Raw genomic sequence first — 14274 nt, forward strand, 5'->3', positions numbered from 1 at the left:
TATGAGAAAGGAAGATACCAATGGGAGAAGCACTGTTTTTAGGCTTAATGAATATTTTGGATCCTATTTATTTATTGGCCTTGGTCTTAGGCGTCATCGTCGGCTTTCTCGGCGGGGCGACTCCTGGCATTAGTGGAACGATGCTCGTTATCATTTTAGTCCCGATAACATACGGGATGGATACGATCGCTGCTTTTATTATCATGACTACGATTTATGTGACTTCGGTCTTTTCAGCGTCCATTAGTGCGATATTATTCCGGACGCCCGGTACCCCGGAAGCTTTGGCGACGGTGTTTGACGGGTATACGATGGCCAAAAAGGGGGAGCCGGGAAAAGCGCTCGGAATTTCCATTTTCAGTTCGGCGATCGGCGGCTTGGTCGGAGTGTTGTTTTTAATCTTTTTAACTCCCTTCTTAGCCAGTTTGGCGCTTCGCTTTTCTTCAGCGGAATATTTTGCGATTGCGTTTCTCGGTTTAACCGTTGTCGCCTCCTTATCAAATAAAAAGGTGATTCTTGGTTTAATTGGTGTTCTTTTCGGATTGTTCATTGCGACTGTCGGGATTGACCCGAGCTCGGGCGCGCATCGCTACACATTTGAGTATGAGCAGCTCTATGCCGGAATTCCGTTCGTTCCTGTTTTAATTGGACTTTTCGCCATTTCTGAAATCTTCCGGAAAGCTCAGGAAGACCATACATTGAAAAAGGCCGTGCGGGAGTCGACGACGAGACTGCCTGACAGAAGCATCATCAAGAAAATCTCGACGACGATCGTGCGCTCCTCTTTCATCGGCACGTGGATCGGAATTTTACCGGGGGCCGGGGCCACTACTGCGGCGATGGTCAGTTACAGTGAAGCGGTCCGCTGGTCGAAGGAGCCGGAGAAGTTTGGAACAGGAATACCAGAGGGGATTGCGGCGCCGGAATCAGGAAACAATGCGGCGGCAATGGGTTCCTTTATTCCGCTTATCGCCCTTGGGATTCCCGGTGGAGCGACGACGGCCGTCCTTTTAGGAGCATTTATTCTTCACGGCATTCAGCCCGGACCAATGGTTTTAACGAACCAGTCGGAGCTCGTTTATACCATTTTTATTGCGCTGCTCTTGTCGATGGTGCTGATCTTAGTTTTAGCGAGGCCGTTTATCTACCTGTTTAAAAGTATTTTGCGAGTGTCTTACAGCTATTTAGGCGCATTCATTTTTTTATTCTGCGTCGTTGGAACCTTTGCGTTGAGAAACAATGTGTTCGATTTGTGGATTATGTTAGTGTTCGGCGTGCTCGGTTTCTTTTTAGAAAAAATCAAGTTCCCGATTGGTCCGATTGTCATTGGAATTGTACTTGGGTCGCTGGCTGAATCTCATTTAAGACGTGCTGTTCAAATAGGCGGCGGGGAGATTAGTGTCCTGTTTACTCGACCGATTAGTGGAACGATTTTGGCTTTGGCGTTACTCGCTATTTTCTTCCCGCTTATCAAATCGCTCATCAAGCGGATCAAAGGCAGCAACAAAGATATCGGTGTTGACAATAAAGGATAACTGAAGGTGGTATATATGACAAATGAGAACAAGTTACCGTTAGCCGGCTTACGAGTGATTGACGCATCATCAATCATTGCAGGCCCGAAGCTGGCGTCATATCTTGGCGATTTCGGAGCCGATGTGATCAAAGTGGAGCCTCCAAAAGGAGACGCTTTAAGGTTCGCCGGAAAGATTAAGGAAGGCAAGTCATTGGAATGGAAGCTGATGTCGCGGAACAAGAAGCCGATCACCTTAAATTTGGGGACGGAGAAAGGGCAGGAGCTGTTTTACCGGTTATCGAAGACAGCGGATGTAGTGATAACCAATTTCCGTCCTAACACGCTGAAAAAATGGAATATTGATTATGAGAACTTGTCGGCGGTAAATGAAAAATTAATTATGGTCAAGGTGTCAGGGTTTGGCGAGAACGGGCCTTACAGCAGTCGGCCGGGATTTGGCACATTGGCAGAAGCAATGGGCGGCTTTGCCAATATAAACGGTTTTCCTGACAGCGGTCCCCTCCTGCCAAACTTTGCGCTTGCTGATCAAGCTACAGCTTTGCTCGGGGCATTCGCGACGATGACGGCGATCTATGAGCGCGAGCACTCTCCGGACGGAAAGGGCCAGTATATTGATTTGCCAATATATGAAGCGTTAATGGGTATTTTAGGAAATCAGGTGATGGAATATGATCAGCTCGGTGTTCTGCCGAAACGGATGGGAAATCGTTCGGAGTGGTCCGTTCCAAGAAATCTCTACCAAACGAAGGATAAAAAATGGGTTGCTGTATCCGGTAGTGCGCAATCAATTGTTGAGCGGATTTTTAAAGCGATCGGGCGGGAGGAGCTCATTCATGATCCGAAATTTAAAGATAACCAGGCGAGATTGCAACATGCCGAAGAATTGGAACAAATCATGGCCGATTGGATGATTCTCCACACGCAGGAAGAAATTCTGAAACGATTCATGGAATATGAAGCAACAATTGCTCCCGTTTATGATACAGCGGAAATGTTGCAGGATCCTCATTTTAATTTCCGCGAAAACTTTATTGATGTGCCGGACGATGATTTCGGTTCGGTGAAAATGCTTAATGTCATTCCGAAGTTTTCCCGCACGCCGGGGAAAATCAGAAATACAGGGTTGGAAAAAGGAAGCTGCAATGAGGAGGTTTATCAGGAGTTGGGCTTAAGCGCCGAAGAAATAGAAGAATTCAAGAAAAACAATATTATTTAAGCGAGGGGAGCGGACAGGATGAAATTTAACATTGCCACATTACCAGGAGATGGCGTCGGCCCGGAAATTATCTCGGAGGGAATCAAAGTGCTTCAGGCCGCGGAGAAAATTGTCAGCGGGTTTTCCCTTGATTTTCAGAAGTACGATGCCGGTGCTGGCCACTATGTCAAAACGGGTGATGTGTTTCCGGATTCCACATATGAGGAGTGTAAAGAAAGCGATGCGATTTTTTTAGGCAGTATGGGAATCCCCGAAGTCGTCTGGGAAGATGGTACAGAGGTACAAGGGAAGGTCATCTTAACGCTGCGCTTTGAGCTTGACCTCTTTGCCGGAGTGAGACCGGTGAAACTATTTGAGGGCGTCAAAACTCCATTGGAAAACAAAGAAAACATCGATTTGGTTATTGTCCGTGAAAATACGGAAGGGCTGTTTACGTCCTTTAAGGGAGGGAGCCAGATCGTCAATCAGGTCGTCGCCGACACGATGATGATTTCAAGAACAGGGACGGAGAAAATTTGCGATTATGCGTTCAAGCTGGCACAAAAAAGAAATGGCCGGGTCAGCGATGGCCAAAAAATTGTGACATGCTGCGATAAGAGCAATGTCTTTAAGTCACTTGCCTTTTTCAGAAAGGTTTATACGGAAGTGGCCGACCAATATAAAGGCGAAGTCGCCACCGACTATGCGTACATCGATGCTCTATCTTTATGGTTAATCCAAAATCCGCAAAACTATGACGTCATCGTCTCGGAAAATATGTTTGGCGATATTCTTTCAGATTTGGTCGCTGCGTTAGTAGGCGGAATGGGAATGGCGCCTTCAGGCGACATTGGCTACGATCACGCCATGTTTCAGCCGGCGCACGGCTCTGCTCCGACGATCGCCGGGGAAGGGATCGCCAATCCAATCGCTACAATTTTATCAGGTTCGATGATGCTCGACTGGCTTGCTGATAAGCACCAGAATGAAGCGGCGCGGCAAGCCGCTTCGCTGATCGAAAAAGCGGTTGCCCGCGCCGTCGCTTCCGGGGTGAAAACGCGCGACATCGGCGGTGAAAGCTCGACCGTCGAACTGGGAGATGCGATTGTGAAAGAGATGGAAAAGATTCCTCTCGGTGAGCTGCAATAGAAGCTGATTGCTCCCTTAGCGAGAAAGGGTGAAAGCAGGCTGCACAAAATGAGCTAAAAGAAACGGGGTACAGACGCCATTCGCTTTTTTCTTGAAATAGATTTCCGGTCCCCCTGAAAAACTTATTCAAGCAAGTATCTGATGAACCACATTATGCGATATAACGCATGATGTGGTTCAGTCTGTCGGCAAAGTCTCGTAAAAAGAGACGGTCAACGGGCTTTTTTATAGAATATGATTAGAGGAAAGACTCGTTGATTTCCGCTACACGTCGCTCGCTTTCCGCGGAAAGCGGAGTTATCTTTCAGGAGCGGCAGATCCCCCTCTTTTCATTTGTTCGGTTAGTCATATAGGTTAAAATACTTTTGACCCACCCTCGCTTTTCTACGGCCTAAACACCTCATGCTATCAATCGCATGAGGTGTTTTTATTTATCACTAAAATAAAAATTTTCAAAAAAATGAATTGACATAATTGTATACAAAAAATATAATTGTATTAAATCATAAATATTGTATTCACAGGTGGGTGGAGTGATGTGAGAAAAAGCTTAAAAAAAGAAAGCTTGTACGAGATAGTCTATGAATCGTTAAAAACCGCGATTATCAATGGCGAATATGCTCCAGGAGAAAAGCTGATCGAAGCAAGAATTGCCGAACGGTACAATGCGAGCCGAACTCCGATACGGGAGGCGATTCGCAAGCTGGAGCGTGAGGGGCTGGTTGAGTTTACCTCGGGTCAAGGCTGCGTAGTTACGGAGCTTACGAAAGAAGAGATTATCAGCATTTACGAATGCCGGTCAGTGCTGGAGGGATTAGCGGCACGGAAGGCGGCGAAGATGATCACAACAGAGCAGCTTGAACTGCTTGAAGAAAACCTGATTCTATGTCAGCAGTTCCTCGAGCAAAACAAACCGGCTAAAGTCATTAGTAAAAACACGGAATTTCATGACACGATTATTGTTGCGAGTCATAATGAGCCTTTAATCAGCATGATGGATCAATTGCGGTCACAGATTCTCCGTTACCGGATTTTCCATAGTAACGTCGGGTTTCGACCAAACTTTCTTGATGAGCATACCGCGATTTTTGAAGCGGTAAAAAGCAGAAATGAAGATTTGGCTGAAGCTGTGACGCGTGAGCACTATATGAACGATGCAGAGTACTTTATAAAATGGGCCAGAGATTAAATTATAGCTCTTTGTAGCGGACAAAAGGAGGGCCGGTGGTGAAGCAGACATATCATCGTCAGCGTATGGAAGCGATGTCGTTTACCGCATGTCATTGGATCCATGCTCCATAATCGGGAGCAGGATTCAAGCTGTTTACTGAAATGAAAGCGCTTAATAACGGAGGAGGGTTTCTATGCTCGACAAAAAGCGAGGGCCGCTGGAGAATGTGCGAATTTTGGATATTTCAACAGTATTTGCTGCCCCCTTTGCCGCCTCTCTGCTAGGTGACTATGGCGCCGATGTCATCAAAGTTGAGATGCCAGGGAGAGGAGACACGCTGCGGGGCATGCAGCCGACGGAACAAGCGGAATCATTGCCATGGGTGGCAGTAACCCGAAATAAAAAAGCGATCACCTTAAATTTGAAAAAAGAGAAAGGACAGGAACTGTTTTTACGCCTTGTTAAACATACTGATCTTTTATTTGAAAATTTCAGGCCGGGAACGTTAGACAAGTGGGGATTGCCGATCGAGCGCATTCGCGAAGCAAACCCCGATCTTATCATCATTCATGTGAGCGGATATGGTCACACCGGTCCCGCCAGGCATAAAGCCGGCTTCGGCACGTCGGCAACGGCGTTCAGCGGTTACACCTATTTATGCGGCTATCCTGATCGGCCACCGCTTTCGCCGCCGGTTCCGCTGGCCGACTATGTAACAGGAATTTTCGCGGCACTTGGGGCGATGGTAGCCCTCTATCACCGCGATACACGAAATGGGCCTGGCCAGGATGTCGATATTGCTTTATTCGAATCACTGTTTCGGATATTAGAGACAGTTGTGATCGAACACGGATATACCGGGGCCATTAAAGAACGTACTGGAAACGAGCAAACGAATGCTGCACCAGTAGGCACCTTTCAAGCAAAAGATGGAGAGTGGCTGGCGCTAACTACGAGTACAAACCCGACGTTTTATCGGCTGGCAGAAGTTCTGGGGCGGCCGGAAATGAAAACGGATCCGGATTATTCAACGAACGAGGCGCGCCTTCTTCGCAAAGATGAGCTTCATCAGATGATAGATAAATGGTTTAAGCAGCACACAGCAGAAGAAATCCAACAAATTTGCGATGACAATGGGATTCCTATTTGTCCTGTCTATGATATTGCTTCGATTTTTAAAGACCCGCAATATAAGGCGAGAGAGGCCATTATTGAGATGGATCATCCTAAATTGGGCAAAGTTTCGATTCCTGGTGTCGTACCAAAGTTTTCAAAAACGCCGGGAACGGTGCAAAGTGTCGGGCCGCAATTAGGAGAACACAATGAAGAAGTGTATCAACAGTTAGGCATTACTCAAGCAGAACTGGAAAGATATATCGAGGAGGGTGTTATTTAATGAATCGTTTCCATTTACCGAAAGAGGTTGAAATTGTCGAAGTTGGCCCACGTGACGGATTACAAATCGAATCGAGATTTATTCCGACAGAAGAAAAAATTAAAATGACTGACGATTTATCAGATTGTGGCTTTAAAGCGATTCAAGTGACATCGGTTGCTCATCCGAAGGCTGTTCCGCAATTAGCAGATGCTGAGGAAGTAATGGCAAAAATAAAGCGTCGGCCGGGCACTGTTTATAATGTTCTCGTTCCGAATTACCGTGGAGCGGAGAGAGTTGTGAACATGAACGCCGACGAGTGGGAATTAATGCTGTCTGTCTCGGATTCCCATAGTATATCAAATGCTAATAAGACGACAAAAGAAGCCTTAAAAGAACACGAGAAGGTTGCCCGGCTCGCCCAGGAGAATGGGGTTATCGCCAGAGGTGGAATGGCAACCGCACTCGGCTGCCCTTTTGAAGGAAGGATGCCGATTGACAAACTGCTTTATGTCATAGAGGCTTACGAGAGTATGGGAATTCGCTACATTACGGTTGCCGATACGATCGGTGTCGCTGATCCGAAACATGTGTACGAAACGATGGTTCAAGTTCAGGAAAAATTCCCGGATATGAAATATAATCTTCATTTGCACAACACGCGAGGGATGGCCTTAGCCAATATTTATGCAGCGCTGCAGGCCGGAGTGACATCGTTTGATACGGCGATTGGTGGACTTGGCGGCTGCCCTTATGTTCCTAACGCGACAGGCAATGTCGCGACTGAGGATGTCGTCCATATGCTTGAACTGATGGGAATTGAGACCGGATTGACATTTGATCAGTTGATTGAAAACGCTTCCTTTGCGGAGCAATTGGTAGGCCATCCGCTGGAAAGCGCAGTTTATAAAGCGGGTCATTCTAACAAATTACACGATGCACCGAAAAAACAAGTGAAGCAAGCCGACTAAAGCAGCAGAAAAATGGATCAACCCGTCCAGGCCGGAGGGAGGTGGGAAGCCTTTTACTTTAATGATAACATCTGCCGTTCAACAGCCGCTTTTGAAAACAAAACGAAAAAACGAAAAGAAAAGAGGAGAATCATGAATACTAGAAAAAGTCGGATCACATTTGGCTTGTTTATCGGGATCGCCCTATCCATTTTATTAGCGGGCTGCGGCTCTGCCAATACAGATTCACAGCCAGATTCTTCATCCCCTTCGGCTACAGAGGGATCTTCTTTCACCCATGAATTTCAATTGACGACCCCGCTTGGCGACAGTCATACAGCTGTACAAATTTGGACTGATCTTTTCGCGGAGCTGGAAGAAAAGACAGATGGCCGGCTGACGGGTAAAGTTTTTTCTAATTCTCAGCTCGGTGGAGGGAATATGAATACGACTGTGGATATGGTGCAGAAAGGAACGATTGATATTGGTGTCTTTGGCTCCCCATTATTAGGCGGGTACGTACCTGAGTTCCGTGTTCCGACAACAGCGTTTCTTTTTGATGATTTTGAAACAGCAGATAAAGCATTGAACGATGAGGCAGTCATGAATTTTTACAGAGAAAAGTCTGGGGAAAGCGGCTATTACTTTATGGGTTGGATGGAAAACAGCTGGAATGAAATTACGAATAATAAAAAAGAGCTGATTTTGCCGGAGGATATGCAAGGGCTGAAAATGAGAGTCGCTGCTGGTGACATTGTTATAGCCGGTTTTCAAGCTGCCGGGGCAAATGTCGTGGATATGAGTTTGAATGAGCTCTATACCGCATTGCAGCAAGGAGTGGCCGATGGCCAGGAAAATGGAGTCTCAGGAGCGATTACGGCGAACAAGCTGTATGAAGTGCAAAAGTATATGACATATACGCAATATTCTTACAGTCCGTTTGCTGTTGTGATGAATAAAAAGCTCTGGGATGAAATTCCAGCCGATGACCAGGCTATCCTGACAACTTTATTTGAAAAATATGCTCCGATGCAGATTCAGCAGAATCGTGAGAGCATGGAAGAAAACCTAGAATTCGTCAAGAGCGAAGGGATGATCGTCCATATGATGACGCCGGAAGAAAGAGAACAATGGAAAGCGGTTATGGGCCCTGAAGCGCCTGATGTTCAAAAAGTGTTGGATACGTACGATCAGGATTTTGTCAAGATGCTTATTGATGCAACACATTGATCAAAAGAGGGTAGGAGAATTCATTGTGTGACAGGATGTGAAAAGAAATGCCAAAGGGTAAAACAAAAACGAAGTATTCTCCTGAAGAATATATCGTGGCGATTGTGATGACGCTCATGCTGATACTTTGCTTTGCCAATGTGTTGTCGAGGTACATTCTTCATCTGCCGCTGCTTTTTACAGATGCTTTGTTAGGCGCGTTATTTCCGATGGTAACGTTTTTGGGGGCGCCGATTGTCTGCATGAGAAAGAGAAACCCGGCTTTTACTCTTTTTAGCGATATGCTTCCTCGAAAGCATCAGAAATATGTTGAGCTGCTGACAACGATCGCGAGTGTTATTTTGTTTTCTTTTTTGCTGTATTACGGCACGATGAAAACGTTGGATTATTATCAATACAATACGACGATCAACGCATTGAATAATGCGCCGAGATGGATTTTCTCTGTATGTATTCCGGTTGGTGCACTGCTCTATATTTGGAGAACAATTCAAGTTTCTGTAAGCGCTTTCAAAGAAAGGGCGATTTCAGGCGCTGAGGAGGATGAACGATGAGCGCTGGCACCATTGGCATACTGCTTCTAGGCATCTTCTTCCTGTTGATGATTTTGCGCATTCCGATCGCGATCTCTCTCAGTCTCGCTTCAATAATCACGCTGCTGGCAACGGGAATGGCACCGGCGATGTTCGCCGATATTATGGAAGCTTCAGTTTCTTCAACCGCGCTGCTGGCGATTCCATTCTTTATTATTGCCGGTAACATTATTAATCATTCAGGAATCTCGCAAAGAATTGTAAGATTTGTAGAACTGTTGATTGGTCCGATGCCCGGAGGTCTGGCTATTGTTTCGGTTATCGTTGTCACTTTTTGGGGGGCGATCTCAGGTTCAGGTCCGGCAACTGTTGTTGCTCTAGGACCTGTCCTGATTCCATTAATGGTCAATGCCGGCTATAACAAAGCGTTTGCCGCTTCGATTATCGCGGCAGCGGGTGGAATTGCCGTCGTGATTCCGCCGAGTATAACCTTTATCGTCTACGGTGTCGTCGCCGAGGGCGCATCGGTTGGGAAATTATTTGCCGCTGGCATTCTTCCCGGTATTCTGATGGGATTAGCCTTTTGTGTCTATGTTTTTCTTTACTCTGTACGGCACGGGTATAAAGGGCAGGTTCGGGGTTCCCGAAAAGAAATATTCCGCGCATTTTGGGCCAGTTTTTTGGGGCTTCTTTCCCCGGTTATTATTTTGGGCGGAATTTACGGTGGGATTTTCACACCGACCGAGGCGGCGGCGGTAGCTGCTTTTTACAGTTTGTTTATTGGTGTTGTTGCTTACAGACAAATAAAACGGGAGAATTTTATGCCGGTGATGGTCGACTCAGCAGTGGATTCCGCGATGATTCTTCTCATCACGGCCGGTGCTGGCGTAATGGCCTGGCTCGTGACAACAACCGGAATCGCCTCGGCTGTAACGACGCTGTTAATGGGAATTTCAACGAACCAGTACATTATTATCACGGTGATCTTCTTTATTCTCGTGATGGCCGGTTTTTTCCTGGACGGCATCTCAATCACCTATTTGTTCGTCCCGTTATTGCTGCCTGCTGTTATGCAAATGGGCTACGATATTACATGGTTTGGAGTGATTTTAGTCGTTGCCGTATCGATCGGGATGATCACGCCTCCGGTCGCTGCTAATATTTATCCGGCAGCACAGATCGCCGGCGTTTCACTTCACGCCATCTCCAAACAGATTATCGGTTTTTTAATAACCGGTATCATTGTCGGACTGTTGCTGCTGTACATCCCGCAAATTTCGCTATTGATTCCTAACCTTTTAGGCTTATAGAAAGATTGACTGACGGGCAGGGAGCTGTTTATAACCTTTTAAATGATGGAGGAAGTGTATGTTACAAGCAAATATTTATCATCCCATTTTTTACAACGTGCTGGATATCGATCAGGATTTGAAAAAAACGACGCAACTTGTTCCAGCCGCGATGGCGTGGTCAAAAAAAGACGGTCAACTGACTGTCGTCGACCGCAATGGTGAGACATATGCGTGGACTGCAGGGGGAGTGGAAAAGGCAGAGACTTCTTTAGGGATGCTACATGCGATGGCTTATGATGCCTACAATCGAATCGTCGGCTGCGATAGAGTAGAGCGTTCCATTGTCCGTTATCACGACGGAGAGCGAACCGTTTTTGCTGAAGCGGAAGAAAATCAGCTGGAAGCAGTCGCATTTGCGATCCATTCAAGTGGGATTATGTATACGGCGTCTCGCGACGGGATCTATTATGTTTTACCTGAGAATCTTCAAGCGGTGCAGGCGTCTCGCGACGACTCGCTCCGGCCACTGAATGTATGTCTGGCGCGAGAGGAAGCCGCTCTCATCTTTACAGATGGCGGTACAGGCTCCGTCTTAACGATTGACATTGCTTTCGATGCGACTCTGACCCGTGTTCGCACACTGGCTTATGCGAGCGAGTTTGCGGATGGCCCACCTACTGATATTAAGGTGGATGAACGTGGAAATATTTATTGCGCCGCGCCGACGGGGGTTCATATTTTTGATCCGTCAGGCTTGCGCCTCGGAACGATCTTGCTTGATCAGCGGCCGGTCACGATATGTTTTGGCGAAGCGAACGCAAAAGCATTATTTATCGGTACAGAAGATGGAATCTATCGGCTGAATGTGAAGTAAAGAGAGATAAATTGAGATATGGAGGATGGAGAATGGCTAACTTAACGAAAGAAAGCAAGCGAACTGGACCCCTGAAATCATTGAAGGTAATCGAAATCGCCAATGTTGTAGCAGGACCGTTTGCAGGTTCTTTACTGGCAGACTACGGCGCTGATGTAATTAAAATTGAAATGCCGGGCGTCGGCGATCCGTTTCGTCAATTTCTTCCGCAGAAAGATGGAGAAAGTCTCCGCTGGGCCACAATGGCACGGAACAAACGTTGTGTCACTTTGGATTTACGTACTGAAAAAGGGAAGGATCTTTTTTTGCAGCTTGTCAAAGATGCTGATCTGGTCCTCGAGAATTTCCGTCCGGGAACGATCGAAAAATGGGGTATTGGCTTTGACGTAATGAAGGCGGTCAACCCGAAAATTGTTCTCGCGCGCATTTCCGGCTACGGGCAGGATGGGCCGTACAGGGAGAAAGCGGGGTTTGGTACACCTGCTACGGCTTATTCCGGCTATACGGCTCTTCAAGGATACGAAGATCGCGCTCCTGTCAGTCCACCGGTCGCGCTCGCCGATCTGATGGCCGGGATGTTCGCTGTGATGGGTGGGGTAAGCTCCGTTTTGGCTATTATAAACGGCGATCAAGCAAAAGGACAGGTGGTCGATGTTTCCTTGTATGAGCCGCTCGTCAGGGTGCTGGAATCACAAATTGCAGATTATTCGATTAACGAGACAAAACCGGTAAGGGAGCCGATGAGTACCTCGGTAGCGAGCCCGTCCTACATTCATAAAACAAAGGATAACAAGTGGGTCATTATCGGCGCAAGCACGCAAAAAACGTGGGAGCGGCTGACGGAAGTGATGGAAATGCCTGAGCTGTTAAAGGACCCGCGTTTTATTACAAACCCGGACAGAGTTAAACACAATGATCAACTGGTTAGCATCATCGACCAATGGACGGCAAAGCTTTCGATGAAAGAGCTCGTCAACTTACTTGATGACGGCGGGGTTCCGGCGGGGCCGGTAAACGAAATGGACGATATTTTCTCGGATCCGCATTTTATCGCCCGCAACAGTATTAAGAAGGTCGACCACCCCATCTTCGGTATGCTGGACATTCCGAATATCTTTCCGAAGTTCTCGGAAACCCATTGTGAAATCCGTCATCTGGGTCAGGGGGTCGGCGCCTTTAATGAAGAGGTTTATAAAGGAGATTTAGGGCTTTCTGATGAGGAGTACAATCAGTTGATGAAAGAGAAAATTATCTAATTGGTGCTCTATTTTGCACAGAGTCGCTCAAGTATTTATTTTTCGTAAATGAATTGGAGGAGTCACAATGCTGAAATATGAAGCTGTCGCTGAAAAATTTCATGATCTGATTGATGTTTCACAGGATATGAAGCTTTTAGGAAGCGTCGAAGGATTTTTTGAGGGGCCGATTTGGAGTGAAAAGGAGCAGGATTTAACATTTAGCTCTTTGACGAATGAAAAGACTTGGCGTTGGAAGGAAGGCGAAGGTTGTACTCTTTTGCGAGAAAACACGAATATCGGCAACGGCATGGCCTATGACGCGGCAGGCAGAATTATCGTTTGCGAACAAATAGGCTATCGTATGGCGCGGATGAATCGTGATATGTCGGACTATCAGGTTATCGCTTCTGAATACAATGGCAAGCCGTTTAATAGCCCTAATGATGTTGTCGTTCATTCTAACGGGATGATTTATTTTACCGATCCTACTTTCGGCAGAAGGCCGACACGTCATGGGCGGTTTGGCCGACAGCAGCAGCCTTGTCAGGGCGTCTACATGATCCACCCGGATGGATTTCAGGTCACGCTTGTGACAGATGAAGTCGATAACCCAAATGGACTCTGTTTTTCTCCGGATGAGTCACAAATGTATTTCGCGGAAAGCGGCCTGAGTCAAATTACAGTGATGGATGTCCTCGACGATGGGACATTGGGCAATAAGCGATTGTTCGCCAAAACATTAAAAAGAGGCCATGGGTTTCCCGATGGAATCAAAGTAGATAGTGAAGGAAATGTTTGGTGCACAGCAGAAGGGGGAGTTCAAGTATTTAGCGCGGAAGGGGAAACACTCGGTGTAATCTTTACCCCTGAAGCGTCAGGAAATCTTTGCTTTGGCGGCAAAGAGATGAAGACATTATTCATGGGCTCTGAATTCGATTTCTATTCAGTAGAAACGAAAGTGCGCGGACAAAGTCTTAGAAGATAAGAAAAAAAGATCCCGTGAAAGGTCATAGAAAAGACCTTTTTGCGGGATCTCCAAAGCAGCGTGCGAAGCTGAGGTGATCGACGGACCCGCTGCTATTTTTGACCAGTTTACTAGCCGGCATTCCAACGAATCGATCCAGCTTTTTCATCGTAATCCACCTCAACCTCAAAATGATGCTTCTCGTAAAAATGGATGAGTCTATCAATATGGTCCCAGTCACGCTTGGCGAGGTCGCCTTTAATGTACTGGACGTTTTGCGCTTTGGCGTGGTCCTTTAAGTATTTCATACAGATCGAGCCGTATCCTCTGTTTTCCTGCCCTTTAATGTCGCCGATGTGAATCGTGTGGCGATCCTCATATTGTGCCTGGATCGAGAAATCCCATCTGCCGTGGTCGGCCGCATCACATTGATTGAGCATGATTTTGCAAAGGTGGCCGTCATCAACCATTGACACAATCACCCATTTTTCTTCATTTGTCGGTTCGATACCGATGATTTTCCATCTTTTGGCGATTTCTTTCATGTTCTCTTGCATTCGGAAAAGCTGAAATTCCAGCTCTTCTAAGTTCTGTTCTATTTGTTCAGCGGTTTTTTGCTCTTCTTCCGCGCGAAACTGCGTTAAAAGCACCGAATCACTCCTCTCCTTGCTCACAAGTACACTATTATAAAGGGAGAAGTGAAAATGTGCAACCGGGGCTGGGCAAAAGGTAAAAAAACCAACCTTTGTCTGAGCACCGTTCTTAT

Annotated in this window: 13 protein-coding genes; 12 read left to right on the top strand and 1 reads right to left on the bottom strand. The window is 46.6% G+C overall.

The annotated features are described in order from the left end of the window. Positions 1-20: 20 nt before the first annotated feature. From ABMB67_RS01090 to ABMB67_RS01145, 12 genes are all read left to right on the top strand, one after another. Positions 21-1535 (top strand): tripartite tricarboxylate transporter permease, encoded by a 1515-nt coding sequence (locus tag ABMB67_RS01090; protein ID WP_251222763.1) that lies wholly within the window; start codon positions 21-23, stop codon positions 1533-1535. 15 nt (positions 1536-1550) lie between these two features. Beyond that, positions 1551-2753 carry a CaiB/BaiF CoA transferase family protein gene (locus tag ABMB67_RS01095; protein ID WP_251222762.1) on the top strand — a complete coding sequence of 401 codons (1203 nt, stop codon included), beginning with the start codon at positions 1551-1553 and terminating at the stop codon, positions 2751-2753. Between the two features lie 18 nt (positions 2754-2771). Then, positions 2772-3881 carry an isocitrate/isopropylmalate dehydrogenase family protein gene (locus ABMB67_RS01100; RefSeq protein WP_354570843.1) on the top strand — a complete coding sequence of 370 codons (1110 nt, stop codon included), beginning with the start codon at positions 2772-2774 and terminating at the stop codon, positions 3879-3881. Between the two features lie 538 nt (positions 3882-4419). Beyond that, positions 4420-5070, top strand: coding sequence for a GntR family transcriptional regulator (locus ABMB67_RS01105; RefSeq protein WP_251222760.1), 651 nt, complete (start codon positions 4420-4422; stop codon positions 5068-5070). 175 nt (positions 5071-5245) lie between these two features. Then, positions 5246-6448 carry a CaiB/BaiF CoA transferase family protein gene (locus tag ABMB67_RS01110; RefSeq protein WP_354570844.1) on the top strand — a complete coding sequence of 401 codons (1203 nt, stop codon included), beginning with the start codon at positions 5246-5248 and terminating at the stop codon, positions 6446-6448. Then, positions 6448-7398, top strand: a complete 951-nt coding sequence (locus ABMB67_RS01115; RefSeq protein ID WP_354570845.1) for a hydroxymethylglutaryl-CoA lyase — start codon at positions 6448-6450, stop codon at positions 7396-7398. Before ABMB67_RS01110 ends, ABMB67_RS01115 begins: the two co-directional genes overlap by 1 nt. Before the next feature lie 132 nt (positions 7399-7530). Continuing rightward, positions 7531-8607, top strand: a complete 1077-nt coding sequence (locus ABMB67_RS01120) for a TRAP transporter substrate-binding protein (protein WP_354570846.1) — start codon at positions 7531-7533, stop codon at positions 8605-8607. Positions 8608-8654: 47 nt separating this feature from the next. Then, positions 8655-9161, top strand: coding sequence for a TRAP transporter small permease (locus tag ABMB67_RS01125; RefSeq protein WP_354570847.1), 507 nt, complete (start codon positions 8655-8657; stop codon positions 9159-9161). After that, positions 9158-10450 (top strand): TRAP transporter large permease, encoded by a 1293-nt coding sequence (locus ABMB67_RS01130; protein ID WP_354570848.1) that lies wholly within the window; start codon positions 9158-9160, stop codon positions 10448-10450. Before ABMB67_RS01125 ends, ABMB67_RS01130 begins: the two co-directional genes overlap by 4 nt. A gap of 58 nt (positions 10451-10508) precedes the next feature. Then, entirely contained in the window at positions 10509-11306 is a 798-nt protein-coding gene (locus tag ABMB67_RS01135; protein WP_354570849.1) for an SMP-30/gluconolactonase/LRE family protein, read from the top strand. Between the two features lie 32 nt (positions 11307-11338). After that, positions 11339-12562, top strand: coding sequence for a CaiB/BaiF CoA transferase family protein (locus ABMB67_RS01140; RefSeq protein WP_354570850.1), 1224 nt, complete (start codon positions 11339-11341; stop codon positions 12560-12562). Positions 12563-12629: 67 nt separating this feature from the next. After that, a complete protein-coding gene (locus ABMB67_RS01145; RefSeq protein ID WP_251222752.1) occupies positions 12630-13529 on the top strand; it encodes an SMP-30/gluconolactonase/LRE family protein in 900 nt (299 codons plus the stop codon). Between the two features lie 110 nt (positions 13530-13639). On the opposite strand, the gene ABMB67_RS01150 is transcribed toward ABMB67_RS01145, so the two are convergent. Further along, positions 13640-14158, bottom strand: coding sequence for a GNAT family protein (locus ABMB67_RS01150; RefSeq protein ID WP_354570851.1), 519 nt, complete (start codon positions 14156-14158; stop codon positions 13640-13642). Positions 14159-14274: the final 116 nt, after the last annotated feature.

This window comes from Halalkalibacter oceani (genome assembly GCF_040544555.1).
Lineage (GTDB): Bacteria > Bacillota > Bacilli > Bacillales > Bacillaceae_D > Halalkalibacter > Halalkalibacter oceani.